The following is a 20,569-nucleotide window of genomic DNA, read 5'->3' as shown; positions in this document are numbered from 1 at the left end:
GGTGCTGCCCGCGCAGGCACGCCTGCGCCGGCGGCCGGAGTTCACCGCGGTCGTGCGGTCCGGCCGGCGTGCCGGCCGCCCGACGCTGGTGCTGCACTACCTCCCCGAACGGCCCGTCGCCCGGACCGGGGGTCTTCCCGACCCCGCGGCCGGGCCACGGGCCGGTTTAGTGGTCGGCAAGACCGTCGGCAACTCCGTGTGCCGGCACCGGGTGACCCGCCAGCTGCGGCACCTGGTCCGCGCGGAGCTGCACCGCCTGCCGCCGACCGCCGACCTGGTCGTCCGCGCCCGCCCCGAGGCGGCCGGCGCCGGGTCGGCAGTCCTCGGGCGCGACCTGAGCCGTGGTCTCGACCGGCTGCTGGGTGCGTCCCGGGCCGACCGGTCGCGCACGTCGTGAGCGCGTCCCCCGCCGCGGCCCTGTTGTCGGCCGTGCGCTTCTACCAGCGGGCGATCAGCCCGGCGTTCCCGCCGCGGTGCCGGTTCGTCCCCAGCTGCAGCGCCTACGCCGCCGAGGCGATCGAGGTGCACGGCGCCACCCGGGGCAGCTGGCTCGCGTTGTGCCGGCTGGCCAAGTGCGCGCCGTGGCACCCCGGCGGGGTCGACCTCGTCCCGCCGCGCCGGACCACCCCCGAGCCCGGCTCAGGAACCGCTGGGCCCACCCAGTCGTCGAGCACAGCGGCGCCCGCCCGGGTGCCGGGAGCCGACGCGGGCCGTCGTCCCGATCGAGCCACCCCGCCGGCCACCGGCCGGGCTCCCCAGCAGGAGGCTGGCGTTGTTTGACGTGAACCTGAACTGGTTCTACACCGCGATCGCGTGGGTGATGAAGCAGTGGCACACACTGTTCAGCACCTTCCTCGACCCTGCCGGTGGCATCACCTGGGCGCTGTCGATCGTCTTCCTGGTCATCACGATCCGGCTGCTGCTGTTCCGCCTGTTCGTCAAGCAGGTCAAGTCGCAGCGGGCCATGCAGGAGATCCAGCCGGAGATCCAGAAGCTGCGCCAGCAGTACGGCGCGGACAAGCAGGGCTTCAGCCAGGCGATGATGGCGCTGCAGAAGGAGCGCGGGGTCAACCCGCTGGCCGGCTGCCTGCCGCTGCTCCCGCAGATCCCGGTCTTCCTCGCGCTCTTCCACGTGCTGCGCCGCCTGGCGCCCGGCAAGGACGGGCTCTACAGCTGGGACGACACGCTCACCGACCAGGCCGCCAAGGCCGAGCTGTTCGGTGCGCCGATCTCCTCCTCGTTCAACATGCAGGAGCCGAAGCAGAGCGCGATCCTCGCGCTGACCGACGGCAGCTACACCAACATCCGGATCGTCTGCTTCGCGCTGATCGTGATCATGTGCGCCACGACCTACATCACCCAGAAGCAGATCATGCGGCGCTCCGGGCCGGTCGAGGGCCAGGCCGCGATGGTGCAGAAGATGCTGCTCTACGGCATGCCGATCAGCCTCTTCGTCTCCGGCTTCTTCTTCCCCGTGGGCGTGCTCCTCTACTGGTTCACCAACAACCTGTGGACCCTGGGGCAGCAGTTCTACATCCTGAAGAAGTTGCCGCCGCCCGGGTCGCCGGGTGCCCTCGCCAAGGCCGCCGAGGACAAGCCCAAGGTGGACCCGAAGACGCTGGCGCCCAAGCCCGGCGCGAAGCCGGTGCGCCCGAAGCCGGGCCGTCCGGCCACCGTGGCCCCCTCCTCGACCGTGGACGCCAGCGGCGGCCCGGTGGACGTGCCGCCGGCCGGCGGCGCCTCCGCCGTGGGCACCGGCTCGCTCGACGGGACGCCGGCGGCCGACGGCGGCCCGCGCAGCAGCGGCAGCGCCGGACGTCCGGGTGCCGGCGGTAGGCCCGGGGCGGGCAGTCGGTCCGGACCGGCCAACCGCGGCAGGCGCAAGCGCCGCTGACCTGCGGCGGGCGCACCCGGGCCGCCGGGCCCGCGCGGTGCCCCGCCCTCCGACCACCGGGTTCGCCCGGCCGCCTGCACGACACGGAGGATCACATGAGTGCACCCGAGAACGACACCGTTGCGACCGCCGAGGCGACCTCCGACGCGGTGCTCCCGCAGACCGGCGGGTCGGGCAACCCAGCCCTCCCGGATGCCGACGCAGCCTCCGCCGACGCGGTGATCGAGCCGGTCGACGACCTCGAGGACGAGGACGAGGACGAGGACGCGGCCGCGGAGCCCGAGGACGGCGAGAGCCTGCTCGTGCGCGAGGGCGACGTGGCCGGCGACTACCTCGAGCGGCTGCTGGACATCCTCGACGTCGACGGGGACATCGACCTGGACGTCGAGGGCGACCGGGCGTCGGTCGCCGTGGTCGGCGGTCAGCTGAAGACGCTCATCGGCCCGGACGGCGCCACGCTGGAGGCGCTGCAGGAGCTGACCCGGCTCGCGGTGGCCCAGTCCACCGGCGTCCGGAGCCGGCTGATGCTCGACATCGGCGGGTACCGCGCCAAGCGCCGGGCCGATCTCACCGCCCTCGCGGCCGAGGCCGCCGAGCGGGTCGCGACGAGCGGGCAGCCCGAGCGGCTGGCCCCGATGAACCCGTTCGAGCGCAAGGTCGTGCACGACGTCGTCGCCGCGGCGGCCGGCGTGCGCAGCGAGTCGGAGGGCGAGGAGCCGAACCGGCGCGTCGTGGTCCTGCCCGACGCGTGACCGGCCCGGACGGCGCCCCGGACGACTTCGGAGACCCATCGGTCTCGGAAATTCCCGAGGCTGCGGAGCGGATCTTCGGGGCGGCCACGCCTGCGGCCGCCCGCTACGTCGCCAAGCTCGCCGGGGACGGCGTCACCCGCGGGCTGATCGGCCCGCGCGAGGTGCCGCGGCTGTGGGAGCGGCACGTGCTCAACAGCGCCGCGCTGGCCGAGGCGGTCCCCGAGGGTGCCCGCGTGGTCGACGTCGGCAGTGGTGCCGGCCTGCCCGGGGTTCCGCTCGGACTGGCCCGGCCCGACCTGACGCTCACCCTGGTCGAGCCCATGGCGCGGCGGGTGGAGTTCCTCCAGGAGGTCGTCGCGGACCTCGGCGTCCCGTGGCGGGTCGTCCGCGGCCGGGCCGAGGAGCGCGCCGTCGTCCGCGTGGTGGGGCCGGTCGACGTGGTCACCGCCCGGGCGGTCGCGCCGCTCCCCCGGCTGGTCGGCTGGTGCCGGGGGCTGCTGCGGCCCGGCGCCCAGCTGATCGCCCTCGTCGGCTCCCGGGCGGCGGAGGAGGTGCCGTCACTCGTCCCCGAGCTCGAGGCCGCGGGCATGCGGGAGATCCACACACGGGCTGTCGGTGTCGGGCTGGGCGAGGCAGCCACTACCGTGGTGCTGATGACGCGGGGCGGCACTCCCCGGCCGCCCGCGCAGAGCTGAGTTCCACGTGGAACACGACCGCCGTTCCACGTGGAACACGGTGGCGAGGAGGACGCACCGATGACGGACCCCGGCGAGCGGTTGCGCAGCAACCTCGCCGCCGACCAGGGAGTCGGTGAGTTCGACAGCCCGATCGCCATGGAGGCGATGCGTGCCACCCGGGTGCTGCACGCGGCCGACCAGGAGCCGTTCCCCGCACCGGGGCGGATCCGGGTCATCACCGTGGCCAACCAGAAGGGTGGCGTCGGCAAGACGACCTCGACGGTCAACCTGGGCGTGGCGCTGGCGATGTACGGACTGCGGACGCTGGTCATCGACCTCGACCCGCAGGGGAACACGAGCACCGCGCTCGGTGTCGAGCACACCGTCGGGACGCCGTCCATCTACGACGCGCTGGTCAGTGACGCGACGCTGGCCGAGGTCACCCACCCGACGACGGCCAGCCCGCTGCTGACCTGCGTGCCGGCGACCATCGACCTGGCCGGCGCGGAGATCGAACTGGTCTCCGTGGTCGCCCGGGAGCACCGGCTGCGCCGCTCGATCGAGGCGTTCCTGCACGAGGTCCCGGTCGAGCAGCGCCCGCACTACGTGCTCATCGACTGCCCGCCGTCCCTGGGGCTGCTCACCCTCAACGCGCTCGTCGCCGGGGACGAGGTGCTCATCCCCATCCAGTGCGAGTACTACGCGCTCGAGGGGCTGGGGCAGCTGCTCTCCAACATCGACCTGGTCCGCGCGCACCTGAACCCGGGCATCTCGGTGAGCACCATCCTGCTCACCATGTACGACGGTCGGACCAAGCTGGCCGACCAGGTCGCCGACGAGGTCCGCAACCACTTCGGGGAGCTCGTGCTCGCCGCGGTCATCCCGCGCAACGTCCGGGTGAGCGAGGCGCCGGGCTACGGCCAGTCGGTGCTCACCTACGACCCCGGGTCGCGGGGCGCGACCGCCTACGTCGAGGCGGCCAAGGAACTGGCCCACCGCGGGGTGGCCCTGGCGCCGGCTGCGCCGGCGACGGTGGCCCCGCCCCCGGTGCCGACGGCGGCTCCACCGCCCCCTCCACCGCCGGTCGCCGCGCTGGTGCTCGGTGAGTCCGTTCCCCCCGCTCCGCGCCGGCACACCCCGTGACCGCCCCGGTGTGCCCCCCTGACCCCATCCCCTCCCAGGAGGATCTGTGACGAAGCGCGGCGGACTCGGCCGGGGCCTGGCGGCTCTCATCCCCACCAGCGCACCGGTGCCGACGGCCACGCCCGCGGCGCGGGCCGCGGAGGCCGCCGAGGCGGCAGGCGCCGCCGCGGTCGAGCAGACCGGCGCGGCTCCCCCGGCCCCGACCTCGCTCGCCGAGCGCGCCGCGGCGCGGGCCGCGGTGCCGGCCGTCGAGGAGGTCGCCCGGGTCCCCGGGGCGCAGCTGCGCGAGGTGCGGGTCACCGACGTCCTGCCGAACCCGAAGCAGCCCCGGCAGGTCTTCGACGACGAGGCGCTGGAGGAGCTCACCTACTCGGTGCGCGAGTTCGGCCTGCTCCAGCCGATCGTGGTCCGGGAGGCCCCGGACGGCGGCTACGAGCTCATCATGGGCGAGCGGCGGCTGCGGGCGGCCAAGGCCGCCGACCTCGACACGGTGCCGGCGATCGTCCGGGACACCACCGACGACGCGATGCTGCGGGACGCCCTGCTGGAGAACATCCACCGCGTCCAGCTGAACCCCCTGGAGGAGGCCGCGGCCTACCAGCAGCTGCTCGAGGAGTTCGGCGCCACCCACGAGGAGCTCGCCGGCAAGATCGGCCGCAGCCGCTCGCAGGTCACCAACACCATCCGGCTGCTCAAGCTCCCGGTGAAGGTGCAGACCCGGGTGGCCGCCGGCGTGCTCTCCGCCGGGCACGCCCGGGCACTGCTCGGGCTCCCGGACGCCGAGGCGCAGGACGCCCTGGCCACCCGGATCGTCGCCGAGGGCATGTCCGTGCGCGCCACCGAGGAGGCGGTCGCGCTCGCCGTGGCCGACTCCCCGACGGCCGCGCGCCGGCAGGCCCGCAAGATCTCCGCACCGGGCGTCGAGGACCTCGCCGGCCGGTTGTCGGACGTCTTCGAGACCAAGGTCAAGGTGCAGATCGGCCGGGCGAAGGGGCGGATCGTCGTCGAGTTCGGCTCGGTCGACGACCTGCAGCGCATCGTCGGCATGATGGCCCCCGACATCACGGGTCGCAGCGCCCACGACTGAGGAAGGACCCCGCTGCCCCCCACGGCTCGCGAGCTCGCCGCGGGCCCCTGCAGCGGGGCCACCGTCTGGTATGTGCTGTGACGAAACCGGTCTCGGCTAGCGGGCGGTGCCGGCCCGGCGGGTGAGCAGCGTGCCGAGGACGTCGCCGAGCCGGTACCCCGCCGCCTCGACGGCCATCGGGAACATCGACGTCTCGGTCAGGCCCGGGGAGACGTTGACCTCCAGGAAGTGCACCTCGCCGTCCGGCCCCACGATCGCGTCGGTCCGCGACAGGTCGGCCAGCCCCAGCGCCTCGTGGGCCCGCAGCGCGACCGCGGCGGCGCGCTCGGCGACGTCCTCGGGTACCCGGGCCGGGGCGTGGTACTCGGTGAGCCCCGGGGTGTAGCGCGAGGTGTAGTCGAAGACGCCGGACTCCGGGGCGATCTCCACCGCGGGCAGCGCGACCGGCCCGTCACCCAGGTCGACCACCGACAGCGCCAGCTCGACACCCTCGACGAACCGCTCCACCATCACGGTGTCCCCGTAGGCGAAGCAGCTCACCATGGTCGCCGGCAGGTCCTCGACCCGGCTGACCTTCTGCACGCCCAGCGACGAGCCGCCCGACGCCGGCTTCACCATCAGCGGCAGCCCCAGCCGGGCGACGATCAGGTCCAGGACGGCGCCGGCCCCGAGCTCCCGGAAGGTGCTGTGCGGCAGGGCGACCCAGTCCGGCGTCGCCACCCCGGCGGAGCGGACCACCGACTTGGCCGCGGGCTTGTCCCAGGCCAGCCGGCAGGCGGCGGCCGGGGAACCCACGTACGGCACACCGGCCAGGTCGAGCACGGCGCGCAGCGCGCCGTCCTCGCCGGTGGCCCCGTGCAGGGCGATGAACACCGCGTCCACCGGCGCCGCGGACAGGCCGGGGAGCAGCTCCGCGTCGGCGTCGTGCAGCTCGGCGTCGATGCCAGCGCGGGTGAGCGCCTCCACCACCTGGCTGCCGGAGGAGAGGCTGACCTCGCGCTCGAAGGTGAGGCCGCCGGCGAGCACGAGGGTGCGCAGCGGATGGCGGTCGGCGGTGGGCATCGAGGTCGGTGCGGCGGCCGGCTCGCTCATGCCGGGGTCCCCGCGGACGCGGGGAGCGCCGGCGGAGCGTCGTCGTGGGGTCGGCTCATGGCTGGCGGTCCTCGTTCCGGTCGGAGTTGGCGGGGCCGATGAACGGGCCGGAGCCCTCGGGCTCGACCACGCGCGGCGGGCCGGACGGGGACGCGGGAACGGCCCGGAAGGACCCGGTGTCGACCCCGTCGAAGGTGGAGTGCAGGTCCAGCTCGGCCTCGATCACCCGGGCCAGGCGGCGCACGCCCTCACGGATCCGGTGCGGCTCCGGGAAGCAGTAGGACAGCCGCATGTACTCGCGGCCCGAGCCGTCGGCGTAGAAGCCGATGCCCGGCACGTAGGCCACGTGCGCGGCGACGGCGCGCGGCTGCATCAGCTTGGCGTCCAGCCCGGCGGGGAGCTTGAGCCACACGTAGAAGCCGCCGTCCGGCCGGGTCCAGGTGGTGCCCGGGGGCATCAGCGCGGCCAGCGACTCCAGGGTCGCGTCGCGCCGCTCGCGGTACAGCTCGGTGAAGATCTTGATCTGCTCGCGCCACGGCTGGGTGTCCAGGTAGCGGGCGACGGCGTACTGGGTCAGCGACGGCGGGCAGAGCACCTGCGCCTCGGTGGCCAGCACCAGCTTCTCGCGGACGGCGAGCGGGGCGAGCACCCAGCCGACCCGCAGCCCCGGGGAGAAGGTCTTGGAGAACGAGCCGAGGTAGATGACCCGCTGGTCGTCCCGGGCGCGCAGGGCGCGCATCGGCTCGCGGTCGAAGCCGAGCAGGCCGTAGGGGTTGTCCTCGACGATGAGCAGGTCGAACCGCTCGGCGATCGCCATGATCTGCTCGCGGCGGGGCTCGCTGAGGGTCACGCCGCCGGGGTTGTGGTAGTTGGGCACCGTGTAGAGGAACTTGACCCGGTCCCCGCGGGCCCGGCACTCCACCAGCGCCTGCTCCAGCGCCTCGGGCACCAGGCCGTCGTCGTCCATCGGGACGTGCCGGACGCGCGCCTGCGCGGCCTGGAAGACGCCCAGCGCGCCGACGTAGGAGGGACCCTCCGCCAGGATGACGTCGCCCGGGTCGCAGAAGACCCGGGTCACCAGGTCCAGGCCCTGCTGGGAGCCGACGGTGACGACGACCTCGCTCGGCGAGGCGTCGGTGATGCCCTCCAAGGCCATCACGTCGCAGATCCGCTCGCGCAGCCGGGGGTCGCCCTGGCCGGACCCGTACTGCAGGGTCTGGGCACCCATCCCGGACACCAGGTCGCCGATCATCGAGCCGACCGCGTCGAGGGGCAGCGCGGTCACCGCGGGCATGCCGCCGGCGAGCGAGACCACCTCGGGCCGGCTGACCACGGAGAACAGCGCCCGGATCTCCGAGCTTTTCATCCCGTGGGTGCGTGCTGCGTACCGGTCCGCCAGCGGGTCCAGCCGCGGATGGCGGGGGTGGACGTGCGGGGACGCACCGGCGGAGTGCGCCCCGGCCTGACCGGTTCCGACCGACGGGTCGGGCACAGGAGGGGTCACCCGTCGCAGTCTATGCCGGGTCCTGCGTCAGCTCCGCGCGGGCAGCAGGAAGGTGCCGGTGGGCGGGTCGGCCTCGGCGGGCAGGAACAGCCGCTGGACGGCGGCCACGACGGCCTGCGCGACGGTGCTGCGCAGTCGGGCGTCGAGCAGCAGCAGCCGGTCGACCGGGTGGGAGAGGTACCCGCAGTCGATCCGGACGGCGGGCATCCGGGTCATCCGGAGGATGTCCCAGGTCTTGGGGTGCGAGCCGCAGTCGAGCATGCCGGTGCGCGCGATGACCTCGCGGCGGACCAGGTTGGCGAACTGTTCGCCCACCGTGGAGCTGGCCCCGGAACCGGTGCCGTAGTAGTAGCTGGCCACCCCGCGGGCGTGCGCGGACCCGTGCGCCTCCATGTGCAGCGAGAGGAACAGGTCGGCTCGCGTCTCGTTGGCGAACGCCGTCCGCTCCGCCGCGGTGGGGTTCCCGTCCCGGCCGTGGGTGAGGTAGACGGTGGCCCCCGCGGCGGCCAGCCGGCCCTCGATCCGGGAGGCCAGGTCGAACACGAGGTCGGCCTCGGTGGTCTCCCCCGCGGTGTACCCGGTGTCCGGGCCGCCGTGCCCGGGGTCGACGGCGATGACCCGGCCGATGAGGTGCGAGCCGGACTCCACCATCGACGCGCTCTGCCGCAGCAGCTGGGGACGTCCGCCGGTGACCCGCCGGCCGAGCTGCTTGAGCGCCCGCAGGGTGGCCGGCCCGCAGGTGCCGTCGGCGGTCAGGCCGTAGTCGCGCTGGAAGGCGCGCAGCCCGGCCTCCGTCTCGGGGCCGAGGATGCCGTCGGCCCGGCCGGCGTCGTAGCCGAGCTCGAGGAGGAGCTCCTGCAGCCGGCCGACGTCGTCGCCGCGGGCCGGGTGCTCGGGGTCGTAGCGCAGCAGCCGGTCGCCGAGCGACCAGCGGGCCTCGTGCAGCGCCCGGTAGGTCTCGTCACCGACGCGGCCGTCGACCGAGAGCCCGCGGACCTGCTGGAAGTGGCGGACGGCGAGCTCGGTGGCCTCGTCGTAGGACGCGGTGGCGGTGTCGCCCGCGTCGCCGCCCAGCAGGCCGAGGGTGCGGAGCACCGCCTGCACCTCGGCCACGGCGGGGCCGGTGCTGCCGAGTCGCAGGACGTCCATGCGGTTGTCGTCGCTCCTGGTGGTCGGGACGGGTCGGGCGGGTGCCGGGAGGCCCCGGGTGCCGGTGACGATTGTGGCCGGTCCGCCCCGGTCCGCGCGCACCGGGGCCGGGCGCGGACACGACGAGACCCGCCGGTCCGGGGACGGGCGGGTCTCGCCGAGGACGTCGCGCGTTCTGCGACAGGGCCGGCGGCACCGGTGCGGGCCGCCGGCCGTCAGCTCACAGGTAGTCGGCGAGGTCCGAGAGGATGGCGCCCTTGGGCTTGGCGCCGATGATGCTCTTGACCGGCTTGCCGCCCTGGAACACCGTCATCGTCGGGATCGACATGACCTGGTAGTCGCGGGCGATCTGCGGGTTCTCGTCGATGTTGAGCTTGGCGATCGTCAGCTTGTCCTTGTGCTCGGCGGCGATCTCCTCCAGCACCGGGGCGACCATCTTGCACGGGCCGCACCACTCGGCCCAGAAGTCCACCAGCACGGGCTTGTCGCTGCCCAGGACGTCGCTGGCGAAGCTGGCGTCGGTGACGGTCACGGTGTTGCCTGCCATGGGTGCTGCTCCTTCTGTGGGATGGATGGATCTAGGTCTGTGAGGCCTCGGCCAGAGGCTCACCCCGAGCGTGCGAGGGGTGAGGGGAGGAGGTCCTCCTAGCGCTCGTCGAAGGTCTCGGCGAGCCAGCGCTCCGCGTCGATCGCGGCGGCGGCGCCGGTCCCGGCGGAGGTGATCGCCTGCCGGTAGATCTTGTCGACGACGTCGCCGCAGGCGAAGACACCCGGGATGTTGGTCTGCGTGGTCGGGTGCTCGGCCAGGACGTACCCCTCGTCGTCGAGCTTCAGCTGGCCCGCGAACATCTCGCTGCGCGGGTCGTGCCCGATGGCGATGAACACGCCGGTGACCGGCAGGGTCTCGGGGGCGCCGGTCTCGACGTCGGTCAGCTCGACCGCGGAGACGGCGTTCTCCCCGTACACGTCGGTGAGCTGCTTGCCCAGTGCCCAGCGGATCTTCGGGTTGTCCTGCGCACGCTGCTGCATGATCTTGGACGCCCGCAGCTCGTTGCGCCGGTGCACCACGGTCACCGTCTTGGCGAAGCGGGTGAGGAAGGTGGCCTCCTCCATCGCCGAGTCGCCGCCGCCGACGACCACGATGTCCTGGTCGCGGAAGAAGAAGCCGTCGCAGGTGGCGCAGGCCGAGACGCCGTGGCCGAGCAGCCGCTGCTCGTTGTCCAAGCCCAGGTACCGGTACTTGGAGCCGGTCGCCACGATCACCGCGTGCGCCCGGTGCACCTCGGAGCCAACCTTGACGATCTTGGGCTCGGCGGTGAGGTCGACCTCGGTGACGTCGGCCGGCACCAGCTCGGCGCCGAAGCGCTCGGCCTGGGTGCGCATGTCGTCCATCAGCTGCGGGCCCTGGATGCCCTCGGGGAACCCGGGGAAGTTCTCGACCTCGGTGGTCGTCATCAGCGCGCCGCCGAACTGCGAGCCCTCGAACACCAGCGGGTGCAGGTTCGCGCGGGCGGCGTAGATGGCGGCGGTGTAACCGGCCGGGCCGGACCCGATGATGATGAGGTCGCGGATCCCGTCGTGCTCCGCCGGGGGGATGGCGGGGTGCGCCGGGTCGATGGAGACCGCGGGACCGGGGGTGGGCTGGTCGTTCGTCACGGGCGGCACAACCGAAAGCCTAGGGCGGGCATTCCCGCCCGGCAGGGCACCACCCGGGTGCCGACCGGCGGGAGACCCGACCGGGTCAGCCCGCGGCGGTGACGGTGAGCTCGGTGAGGTCGGCGACGAACCCGTCGTCCGCGGGCACCAGGCCGGTGACCCACACGAGCACGTACCCCGTGGTCACCGGGGCGGTGAAGGTCAGGTCGTCCCGGCCGGTGAGCGCGCCGGACGCGGAGACCGGGAAGGCGTCGAGGGCGTCGGACGGGCCGGCGCCGGTGCGGATCTCGACGGTCGCGCCGGGCGTCGACGTCTGCACCGTCACACCGGCCAGCGTCTGCTCGCCACCGAGGTCCAGCAGGACGCCGACCCCGGGCTTGAGGTTGCCGAACGCGGCCGACCCCCGGTAGGTCACGGTGGACCAGCCGGTGGCAGGGTTGCCGTCGACGGTGGCCGGGACGTCGTCGTCGTTCTCCGGCTCGCCGTCACCGAACGGGTTGTAGATCGCCGCTCCGGCGATCGGCAGCGCCGCTCCGGGCACCGGCGCGGGCGGGCTGCTGCTCGCGGGCGCGCCGGTGGAGGGCGCGCTGACGCTGGGCGTCGAGCCGTCGACCTCGTCGACGTTCCCGGCGACGGAGAGGACGCTGCTGCCGAACCACCAGCCGATCGCCACCACCAGCGCGAGCGCGAGCAGCGGCAGCCCGACGACGGCGAGCCGACGGCGGGCGGTGCTCGGCGCCGGCTCCTCGCCCGCGGCGTGCTCGCCGTCGGCGCTGAAGGTCTCGCCCCAGTCGAGGTCGTCCTGGTCGGCCGGCGCCGGCCCGGCGGTCCGTGGCGCGCCGGGCACGGGCGGCAGGCCCTCGCGGCGCAGCCGCACCGGCTCGACGGTGGACGGCCCGGCGGACCCGGCCGCGTCCCGGCGGTCCTGCATCCGGCGGACCCAGCCGTTGTCCGTGGCGCCCTCGGTGCGCGCGGGCTCCTGCGGGCCGGTGCGCGGTCGTTCGGCCAGCAGCCGGACCATGGTGTTCGCACTGGACAGCCCGGTGGCCGGGTCGGTCGACCGGGCCCGGCGCACCAGCGCCGCGAGGTCGGGCGAGCCGATGACCGGGGGCGTGCTGCCCGGGAGGTCGGAGCGCCGGCCGGTGAGGCACAGCTCCAGCAGGGCGCCCAGCGCCGCGATGTCCCCCTGGATGGTGCCGCTGGCCGCGGGCACGGACAGCAGGCCGACCAGGCCGCCCGGGCGCAGCACGACGTGGTCCGGGGTCAGCCCGCCGACGGCCAGGCCGACCCGGTGCGCCTCGGCGACGCCCTCCGCCAGCCGGCGGACCACCGCGCGCGCCTCCCGCTCGGGCAGCGGCCCCTCGGCGGCCAGGTGGTCGGAGAGCCGGGTGCCCTCGATCCACTCGTTGACGACGTAGGCGGCACCCCCGGGGCCGGAGCCCCCGGTGCCCTCCGCGGCGTCGTAGACCATCGCCAGCGACGGGGTGGCCAGACCGCCGGCGGTGAGGGCGCGGGTGATCCACTCACGGGCGGCCGGGCCGCCGGGGGTGTGCACCCGCAGCGCGACGTCCCGGTTCAGCACGCGGTCCCGGGCCCGCCAGGAGCGGATGACGCCGGTGGGCGTCTGCTCGTCGGGGGCCACCTGGTCGAGTGGGCGGTAGCGGTCGGGCAGACCGGTGGTCGTCGACGTCACAGCCGCAGCCGACCTCCCTGGTCGCTCAGCCCGGGGACGGCGTCCCCGGGACGGTCACCGCGGGTCACGAGGACCGTGATCGACCGAGCCGCGCCCGGACGCCGGCCCACGCCCCCCGGACCTCCGGGACGCCGGCCACCACGGCACCCGCGAGCACCGCGACGCCGATGACCACGGTACCGAGGACGACGGTCGCGAGCGAGCCCGGCAGGGAGTCGCCCACGACTCTCTCCGTGGCCGCGGTGGCCCCCCAGCCCAGCGCCCCGGCGACGAGGGACACGGCCGCCATCCGCACCACGGTGCCGATCGCCGCGCCGTTCCCCCGCACCCCGAGCACCCGGGACAACGCGATGCTCCCGGCCACCCAGCCGACCACGTAGGTCGTGCTCGTGACGACCATCAGGCCGGCCACCACGTGCTGGTCGGCGACCACGACCGGGACCAGCAGCAGCAGCGGGGTCCGGACGGCCACCATGACCAGCTGGATCAGCGTCGGCGTCCGGGCGTCCTTCATCGCGTAGAACACCCGCAGCTGCAGCAGCGTCATCGCCATCGGCAGCAGGCCGAACGCGCCGACGGCGAGCGCGAGACCGATCCCCCGGGCGTCCTCGGTGCTGGTGTTGCCCCGGGCCAGCGCGACGGTGGCCAGCGCTGGACCGAGGACGACGAGCAGCGCGGTGACCGGGAGCAGCCCGGTCGCCGACAGCCGGGTGCCCAGTGTCAGATCGGCGACGACGCCGGGCGTGTCGTGCCGGGCCGCCGCGCGGCTCATCCGCGGCAGGAGGGCGGTCAGCAGCGCGACGCCGATGATCCCGTAGGGCATCTGGAACAGCAGGCTGGCGATCGCGAAGGCGCTGGAGCCCAGGGCGTCGTCCCGCCCCGCGGCGTTCGCCACCCGCAGCGCGACGATGACGCCGACCTGGCTGATCGCCGCGTAGCCGACGACCCACAGGCCCAGCGAGCCGACCTCGCCCAGCCCGGTGCCGCGCAGCCCCCAGCGCGGGCGCAGCGGCACGCCGGCGCGGCCGAGCAGCGGCAGCAGCACCAGTGCCTGCACCGCGATCCCCAGCGTCGTGCCGATGCCCAGCAGCCAGACCTGGCCGCTGGTGATGGTCACCGGGGTCAGGTCGCCGGGACCGCTGGCGGCGATGAACAGCAGGCCGGTCGCGATGACCACCACGTTGTTCAGCACCGGGGCCCAAGCCGGGGCGCCGAAGACGCCGCGGGAGTTGAGGACGGCGGTGGCCAGGGCACCGATGCCGTAGAAGACGATCTCGACCAGCAGCAGCCGGGCCAGCCAGTTGGCCAGCGCGACCTGGTCGGGGTCCCCGCTGATGCCCGACAGCCGGGTCAGCAGCGGCGCGGCGAGCACCGCGACCGCGGTCATCGCCGCCAGCCCGGCGGTGGCCAGCGTGATCAGCCGCTGGGCGTAGCCGACCCCGCCGTCCCGGTCCCGCTCCTGCGCCTGGACGAGCAGCGGCACGACCACCGAGGAGAGCACCCCGCCCAGCAGCAGCTCGTACACGAGGTTGGGCAGCGTGTTCGCCGTGTTGTAGGCGTCGTTGACCAGGCCGACGCCCAGCGCGGCGGCGATCACCACGGTGCGCAGCAGCCCGGTGAGCCGGCTGACCGCCGTGGCGACGGCCATGGTGCCCGCGGCCCGCAGGATCCCCCGGCTGCCGCCGGGCGCCTCCGTGCGGGGCCGGCCGTCCTCCGCCGTCTCCTGGTCGTCCTGCGGGACCGGCGGCAGCACCGGGATCAGCTGGGTGTCGTCGGGTCCCGGCACGAAGCGGCGCACCCGGGACGGGGGCACCGGCGGCAGGGGGGCGCGGCGGAGGGCGGCGTCCGCGGACGGCGGCACCGGGCGCAGCGGACCGCCGGGCAGCGGGGGCATCGGGGCGCCGCCGGTCGCCGGGTACCGCGGGAGACCCGGCCGGGCCGACGAGGCACCGGGCTGCCCGGCTGCCGGGGGCGGGTCCTTGTACGGGACCGGTGGCAGCGGGGTGGGCGACCGGGGGCGTCGGCGGGGAGCGCCGTCGTCCGCGCCCGGCCCCGTGCCGGTGTCCGGTCCCGCGCCGGTGTCCGCGCTCCTGCCCGGGCCGCTCACACCGGGCTCCGGGTCGGCGGGACGCCGGCGACGCCGTCGACCGGGAGCTCCTCGGCGGCCGCGGCGCGCCGGCGACGGAGCAGGAACCGCACGCCGCGGCGGAGGAACAGCAGCGCGAGCAGCGCCGCCGCGCCGATGGTGATCGCCAGGGTGAGCGTCCCGTAGGCGGTGCTCTTCACCTGCATCTGCACCGTCTCGCCGAGCGGGCCGCCGTCCGGGGTGGTCAGCCGCGCGGTGACCGCGAAGCCGCCGGACTGCTGGACGTGCGCGGGCACCTGCAGGGTGGTGCGGGACAGCGGCTCGAGCGTCCGCACGCCGATGTCCTCGGTGGTCAGCCCGACCTTGCCGCGGGCCTCCAGCGCCAACCGGACGTCGACGGCGAAGGGCAGGTCGTTGCGCACCGTGAGCACCAGGGGCGCGTCGCCCGAGGCGAGGCTGTAGGTGCCGTTCACCGGGGCGAGCAGGGTCACCTGGTCGCGGAGCCGGCCCAGGGTGTCCCGCAGGTCGGTGGTGGCCGCCGCGAACCCCTCCTCGTGGCCGCGCCACTCGGCGGACGACGCCCGGGCGATCGCGGCGTCGTACCCGGCGAGCACCGTCGCCGGGTCGCCGGTGACCGCGCCGGCGAAGTCGTCGCGGACGGCGGCGCTCTGGGCGACCGCCTCGACCCCCTCCGCCGGCAGCGGGGACGCGGACTGGCGGGCGGCCAGCTCCCCGGCGTCCACCTCCGGCCCGGCGGCCAGCTGCTCCACCGAGGCCGGGGCCAGCCACGGCTGCTGCAGCGTGTCGGCGATCATCGCGGCGGCGGTGTCCGGATCGGGGTCGACCACCCGGGGCGGCGCGACCAGCACCGTCTGCGGCTGGGCGCCGTCCAGCTGGGTGGTGAGGGCGGCGAGCTCGGCCAGGTAGCGCTGCTCCGCCAGCCGGCCGCCGGTCCGCGACCCGGTGGCGTCGGCGACCGCGCTGCCCATCCGGCTGTCGGCGACCAGGGTGGCCACCGGGCCGGCGGCGGTGTCGAGGGAGCCGCCGCGCGCGGCGGCGGGGTCGCCGTCGGCGCCGACCGCCGCGTCGCCGTCGGTCAGGCCGTCGGAGGAGAGCACCACCGTCCGCGCGCCGCCGGACTGCAGCACGTCGAGGGTGGCGGCCTGGACGGAGCCGCCGGCCGGCCAGGCGAGGTCGGTGCGGGGCTCGACGCCGAGGACGTCGGTGACCACCGCGGCGCCGGCGCCCGTGGTCGGCTCGGCCTCCGCCTCGCCCGGCGGGACGGCGCCGTCCGTGGTCCCGCTCTCGCCGCCGGCCCCGGCCGCGGGGTCGCCGGGCGCGGCGTCGGCCGTCCCGTCGTCGTCGACCGGCTGCCGAGCGGTGCCCTCCGGCGTCCCGGGGAGGGTGCGGGTGACCACCGCGGACCGGCCGACGGCCACCAGGGCGTCGGCGTCCACGTCGGCGTAGGGCAGCGCCACGACGGGCAGGTCGGCGGTGACCGCGCGCAGGCGCTCGAGCAGGTCGGCGGCGTCGGCGGTGCCGGTGCCCTCCTCCTCGCCCACGAGGTAGGGGCCGGCGGCCATCACCGAGAGCTCCTCGAGCAGCGCCGGGTCGACGGCGACGGTGACCGCCACCGCGGGGAGCGTGGCCTCCGGCGCCGGGCCGGGCACCCGGGGCAGCTGCTCGAGGACGGCGACCGCGCGGTCCAGCCGCCCGCCGGGGGCGACCTCCGCGGCCAGCTCGTCGTCGGCGAACGCGCCGGTCGCGTTCCGATGCGGGCGGTCGGTCAGCGGCCAGAGCCAGGCCACGGTGGTGCGCTCGACCGGCGCCGCCGGCTGGGCGACCAGCCAGGTGGCCAGCTCGCCCACCCGTTCGGCCGAGCCCCCGTCCGGGATGCCGTTGACGTTGACCAGCACGGGGTAGACGCCTTCCGCGGTCAGCTTCAGCGCCTCGGCGGTGGTCGTGTAGGTGAAGCTGAGCGAGTCGCCGGGCTCCAGGTCGCCGGGGACGTCGAGGAACGGCCCGGTGACCGACGTCGTCTCGCCCGGATCGGCGACCTCGTCGTCGAGCGCGGGCCGGTCCGCGAGCACCTCGCCGCGCTGCAGCCGGACCGAGAGCCCGGTGTAGGTCTCGTCGGAGCGGTTGACCATCGTGCCGCTGACCTCGATGGTCGCGCCGGGGGTGACCGTCCGCGGCTCCAGCCGGCCGACCGTGACCTCCACCGGGCCGGTGGCGTCGGCGTCCGCAGGACCCGTGGCGCCGGGCGCGGCCAGCGCCGGGACCGGTGGGAGCAGACCGGTCACCGCTCCCGCCAGGCCCACCAGCAGGGTGGCCCGGGTGCGTCCGCGGCCGCCGGCGCACCCGGCGGCTCGCCGCATCACGCGCTGTCGGCCAGCAGGGCCGGTGCGCGCTCGACCAACGCGCGCTCGTCGGCGTACGCCAGCCGGTCGCCCAGTTCGTCCAGGGGGACCCAGGCGACCTCGGTCACCTCGACGTCGGCGTCGGAGAGGGCGCCACCCACCGCGCGGAGGAGGAAGTGGTGCACGGTCTTGTGCACCCGGCGCCCGTCGGCGACGAACCAGAAATCGATGATCCCCAGCGGCGCGACGACCGCGCCGATGATCCCGGTCTCCTCGGCGACCTCGCGGACGGCGGTGTCCTCGGGGGTCTCACCCTCCTCGATGTGCCCCTTGGGCAGCGACCAGAGGAGCCGGCCGCGGCGGTCGGTGCGGCCGATGAGGGCCGCGCGGGGCCCGGCGGCGTCGTCCGCCACCACGAGACCCCCGGCGGAGGTCTCGTCGACCCGTCGCAGCCGGCGGCCGGGGCGCTGTCGCCCGCCCGTCCCAGCCATGTCAGGAGGGTAGCGCGCGTCCGGCGCCTGCTCCGGGAGCATCGCGCGATCTCCCGGAGCAGGCGCGGAAGCGGGCCGGGTCCGGGGACCGCACTACCCTCGACCGTCGTGTCCGCTGACCCCCCGATCCGCCCGCCCGCCTCCCCCGTGCCGCCGGCGGTCCAGGCGACGGTGCGCGCGCTGGTCGAGGTCTCCCCCGTGCTGCGGGAGCTCGGTGAGCGGTTCGCCGCCGCCGGGTTCGAGGTGCACCTGGTCGGCGGGTCGGTCCGGGACGCGCTGCTCGCTGCCGGCTCCGCGACCCCGCTGCCGCCGGGCGACCTCGACGTCACCACCGACGCGCGGCCGGAGGAGACCCTGCGGCTGCTCCGCGGCTGGGCCAGTTCCACGTGGAACACCGGCATCCAGTTCGGCACCGTGGGCGCCGAGGTGCGCGGCACCCGGCTGGAGATCACCACCTTCCGCGCCGACCGGTACGACCGCGAGTCGCGCAACCCGGAGGTCGCCTGGGGGGACTCCCTGGTCGACGACCTCGCCCGGCGGGACTTCACGGTGAACGCGATGGCGGTCTCCCTCGGCCCCGACCGCACGGTGACCGACCCGTTCGGTGGGCTGGGCGACCTGCTGGCCAAGCGGTTGCGGACGCCGGGTGCCGCCGCCGACTCCTTCGCCGACGACCCGCTGCGGATGCTGCGCGCGGTCCGCTTCGTGGCCCAGCTCGGGGTGACCCCCGACCCGGAGGTCGTCGAGGCGATGACCTCGCTGGCGCCCCAGCTCGGCCGGATCACCGCCGAGCGGGTGCAGCACGAGTTCTCCCGCACCCTCCTCAACGACTCCCCGCGGGACGCGCTGGACCTGTTCGTGTCCACCGGCCTGGCCGACGTGGTGCTGCCGGAGCTCTCCGCGCTGCGGATGGAGATCGACGAGCACCACCAGCACAAGGACGTCTACGCCCACTCGCTCACCGTGCTCGAGCAGGCGATCGCCCTGGAGGAGGCGGACCCGGACGCCGGGTCGCCGGACCTCGTGCTCCGGCTCGCGGCGCTGCTGCACGACATCGGGAAGCCGGCCACCCGCCGGCACGAGCCGCGCGGCCGGGTCTCCTTCCACCACCACGAGGTGGTCGGCGCCAAGCTGGTCCGCAAGCGGCTGACCGCGCTGAAGTACCCCAAGGACGTCGTCGAGGCGGTCTCCCGGCTGACCTTCCTGCACCTGCGCTTCCACGGCTACGGCCGCGGCGAGTGGACCGACTCCGCGGTGCGCCGGTACGTCACCGACGCCGGTGACCTGCTCCCCCGGCTGCACAAGCTGGTGCGCTCGGACTGCACGACCCGCAACCGCAAGCGGGCGGCGGCGCTGGCGGCCACCTACGACTCGCTGGAGCAGCGGGTGGCCGAGCTCGCCGCCGCGGAGGACCTCGCCCGGATCCGGCCCGACCTGGACGGCAACCGGATCATGGAGCTGCTCGGCATCGAGCCCGGCCCGGAGGTCGGGGAGGCCTGGCGCTTCCTCAAGGAGCTGCGGCTGGAGCGGGGACCGCTCGACCCGGAGCAGGCCGAGGCGGAACTGCTCAGCTGGTGGCGCGCTCGCTCGTAGCCGCCGGCCGCTGCTCGCCCTGCCGGCGGCCCGCGCCGCCGGCCGGCGGCGGGTGGGTGCCGGGGTGGAGCACCTCGGCCGGGTGCAGCACGTCGCTGGTCCGGCGCTGGCGCCGCAGGCACCAGCGGGTGAACACCGCCGCGGTCAGCAGGTAGCCGACGCCGACCACGACCAGCGCCGGGAGGCTGCGGCCCGACGGGGGCAGCCAGAACGCGGCGGCCAGCAGCGCGGCCACGAAGGTGACGTTGAAGAGGGTGTCGTAGACGGAGAACACCCGGCCGCGGAAGTCGTCGTCCACCGACTCCTGCAGGGTGGTGTCGACGCAGATCTTCACCGCCTGGGCGACGAACCCGAGCGCGAAGCCGGCCAGCACGATCGACCACGGGGTGAACAGGCTGCCCAGCGCCAGCTGCCCGACGCCGCCGACGGCCAGCATCGCGGTGATCCACCAGGCCTTGCCGATCCGCCGCACCGCCCACGGGGTCACCGCCGCGGCGAGCAGGGTTCCCGCGGCGCCGAGCGCCAGCACCTCGCCCAGGCCGGTCAGCCCGCCGGGGAAGAACCGTCCGCCCTGCCCGGTGAACGTGTTCCGGTACAGCAGCAGGGCCATCAGCGTGAGCAGCCCGTAGAACACCCGGTGCACGCTCATCACCCCCAGCGCCGAGGCGGCGGGCGCGTGCTGCAACACGTGCCGGGCGCCGGCGAGCATCCCGTGCAGCACGTCGCGCGCGCTGACCCGGGCCGCCCGGGTGAGGTGGTCGGGCCCGAGGTACGGACGCGGGAAGCCGGAGACGACGGCGGACGACGTCACGTACGGCAGCGCCGCGGCGACGGCCAGCGCCGCGTACCCGCCGTTCCCCGAGCCGCCCAGCGCGGTGACCCCGATCGCCGCTCCCCCGCCGACGACCGAGGCGATGGCCCCGGACGTCGTCGACAGCGCGTTGGCCGACACCAGCGAGGCCTGGTCGGTGACGTGCGGCAGCCCGGCGCTCAGCGCGGAGAGGACGAAGCGGTTGACCGAGACGACGGCGAGCCCGGCGACGTAGAAGCCGGCCCCCTGGACCCCGGCGAGGACGAGCCCGCCGACCAGCACGACCAGGACCGCGCGCACCAGGTTCGCCACCAGCAGCACCTGCCGGCGGCTCCAGCGGTCCAGCCACACGCCGGCGAACGGGCCCACGAGCGAGTACGGCAGGAGCAGCACGGCGAACCCGGCGGCGACGTCGATCGGGTCGGCCGCCCGCTGGGGGTTGAACAGCACCGTGCCGGCCAGCGCGGCCTGGAAGACGCCGTCCCCGAACTGGCTGGTGAGCCGGGTGGCGAGCAGCCGGCGGAAGTCGCTCCGGGCCAGCAGGTGCCGCACGGTGGTGGGCGCCTGCTGCACCCTCACCA

General features: G+C 75.3%; 18 protein-coding genes. 8 read left to right on the top strand and 10 right to left on the bottom strand.

Annotated features, from left to right (window positions below; translation table 11 throughout):
- Window position 1 precedes the first annotated feature (1 nt).
- The 7 genes from rnpA (at window position 2) to HK417_RS12105 (ending at window position 5,553) form a co-directional block, all read left to right on the top strand.
- On the top strand, window positions 2-397 hold the full coding sequence (gene rnpA / locus HK417_RS12135) for a ribonuclease P protein component (RefSeq protein WP_222266727.1): 396 nt from the start codon (window positions 2-4) through the stop codon (window positions 395-397).
- Complete coding sequence (gene yidD, locus HK417_RS26930; RefSeq protein WP_368858522.1) at window positions 394-780, top strand: membrane protein insertion efficiency factor YidD; 387 nt, start codon at window positions 394-396, stop codon at window positions 778-780. The genes rnpA and yidD overlap by 4 nt, the downstream gene beginning before the upstream one ends.
- A gap of 1 nt (window position 781) precedes the next feature.
- Window positions 782-1,894: a membrane protein insertase YidC gene (gene yidC / locus HK417_RS12125; protein WP_308123538.1), complete on the top strand. Its 1,113-nt coding sequence runs from the start codon at window positions 782-784 to the stop codon at window positions 1,892-1,894.
- Window positions 1,895-1,989: 95 nt separating this feature from the next.
- A complete protein-coding gene (locus HK417_RS12120) occupies window positions 1,990-2,646 on the top strand; it encodes a Jag family protein (protein WP_261326432.1) in 657 nt (218 codons plus the stop codon).
- Window positions 2,643-3,341: a 16S rRNA (guanine(527)-N(7))-methyltransferase RsmG gene (rsmG, locus tag HK417_RS12115; protein WP_222266725.1), complete on the top strand. Its 699-nt coding sequence runs from the start codon at window positions 2,643-2,645 to the stop codon at window positions 3,339-3,341. The genes HK417_RS12120 and rsmG overlap by 4 nt, the downstream gene beginning before the upstream one ends.
- Before the next feature lie 60 nt (window positions 3,342-3,401).
- Window positions 3,402-4,466 (top strand): ParA family protein, encoded by a 1,065-nt coding sequence (locus HK417_RS12110; protein ID WP_222266722.1) that lies wholly within the window; start codon window positions 3,402-3,404, stop codon window positions 4,464-4,466.
- A 46-nt stretch (window positions 4,467-4,512) separates the two neighbouring features.
- Window positions 4,513-5,553 carry a ParB/RepB/Spo0J family partition protein gene (locus HK417_RS12105; RefSeq protein ID WP_222266720.1) on the top strand — a complete coding sequence of 347 codons (1,041 nt, stop codon included), beginning with the start codon at window positions 4,513-4,515 and terminating at the stop codon, window positions 5,551-5,553.
- Window positions 5,554-5,649: 96 nt separating this feature from the next.
- On the opposite strand, the gene HK417_RS12100 is transcribed toward HK417_RS12105, so the two are convergent.
- From HK417_RS12100 to HK417_RS12060, 9 genes are all read right to left on the bottom strand, one after another.
- The gene (locus HK417_RS12100; RefSeq protein ID WP_222266718.1) at window positions 5,650-6,645 is read right to left on the bottom strand and encodes a D-alanine--D-alanine ligase family protein; all 996 of its coding nucleotides are present in this window, start codon (window positions 6,643-6,645) and stop codon (window positions 5,650-5,652) included.
- Between the two features lie 55 nt (window positions 6,646-6,700).
- Window positions 6,701-8,149, bottom strand: a complete 1,449-nt coding sequence (locus tag HK417_RS12095) for an aminotransferase-like domain-containing protein (protein WP_308123537.1) — start codon at window positions 8,147-8,149, stop codon at window positions 6,701-6,703.
- A gap of 27 nt (window positions 8,150-8,176) precedes the next feature.
- A complete protein-coding gene (locus tag HK417_RS12090; protein ID WP_222266716.1) occupies window positions 8,177-9,298 on the bottom strand; it encodes an N-acetylmuramoyl-L-alanine amidase in 1,122 nt (373 codons plus the stop codon).
- A 220-nt stretch (window positions 9,299-9,518) separates the two neighbouring features.
- On the bottom strand, window positions 9,519-9,845 hold the full coding sequence (gene trxA / locus HK417_RS12085) for a thioredoxin (protein ID WP_222266714.1): 327 nt from the start codon (window positions 9,843-9,845) through the stop codon (window positions 9,519-9,521).
- 98 nt (window positions 9,846-9,943) lie between these two features.
- Window positions 9,944-10,963, bottom strand: a complete 1,020-nt coding sequence (trxB, locus tag HK417_RS12080) for a thioredoxin-disulfide reductase (protein WP_222266712.1) — start codon at window positions 10,961-10,963, stop codon at window positions 9,944-9,946.
- 76 nt (window positions 10,964-11,039) lie between these two features.
- Window positions 11,040-12,647 (bottom strand): hypothetical protein, encoded by a 1,608-nt coding sequence (locus HK417_RS12075; protein ID WP_222266710.1) that lies wholly within the window; start codon window positions 12,645-12,647, stop codon window positions 11,040-11,042.
- A gap of 64 nt (window positions 12,648-12,711) precedes the next feature.
- Window positions 12,712-14,754, bottom strand: coding sequence for a murein biosynthesis integral membrane protein MurJ (murJ, locus tag HK417_RS12070; protein WP_222266708.1), 2,043 nt, complete (start codon window positions 14,752-14,754; stop codon window positions 12,712-12,714).
- Window positions 14,751-17,111 carry a DUF6049 family protein gene (locus HK417_RS12065; protein WP_261326468.1) on the bottom strand — a complete coding sequence of 787 codons (2,361 nt, stop codon included), beginning with the start codon at window positions 17,109-17,111 and terminating at the stop codon, window positions 14,751-14,753. Before HK417_RS12065 ends, murJ begins: the two co-directional genes overlap by 4 nt.
- Window positions 17,111-17,584 (bottom strand): NUDIX hydrolase, encoded by a 474-nt coding sequence (locus HK417_RS12060; protein WP_222266704.1) that lies wholly within the window; start codon window positions 17,582-17,584, stop codon window positions 17,111-17,113. The genes HK417_RS12065 and HK417_RS12060 overlap by 1 nt, the downstream gene beginning before the upstream one ends.
- 108 nt (window positions 17,585-17,692) lie before the next feature.
- On the opposite strand from HK417_RS12060, the gene HK417_RS12055 reads away from it, so the two are divergent.
- Complete coding sequence (locus HK417_RS12055) at window positions 17,693-19,177, top strand: CCA tRNA nucleotidyltransferase (protein WP_308123536.1); 1,485 nt, start codon at window positions 17,693-17,695, stop codon at window positions 19,175-19,177.
- Here HK417_RS12055 and HK417_RS12050 read toward each other — a convergent pair.
- Window positions 19,152-20,567, bottom strand: a complete 1,416-nt coding sequence (locus HK417_RS12050; protein WP_308123535.1) for an MFS transporter — start codon at window positions 20,565-20,567, stop codon at window positions 19,152-19,154. The genes HK417_RS12055 and HK417_RS12050 overlap by 26 nt on opposite strands.
- Between the last annotated feature and the right edge of the window lie 2 nt (window positions 20,568-20,569).

The organism is Modestobacter marinus (assembly GCF_019799945.1).
GTDB lineage: Bacteria > Actinomycetota > Actinomycetes > Mycobacteriales > Geodermatophilaceae > Modestobacter > Modestobacter marinus_B.
The sequence above is the reverse complement of the archived record's forward strand: the minus strand, read 5'-3'. Positions and strand labels throughout refer to the sequence as shown.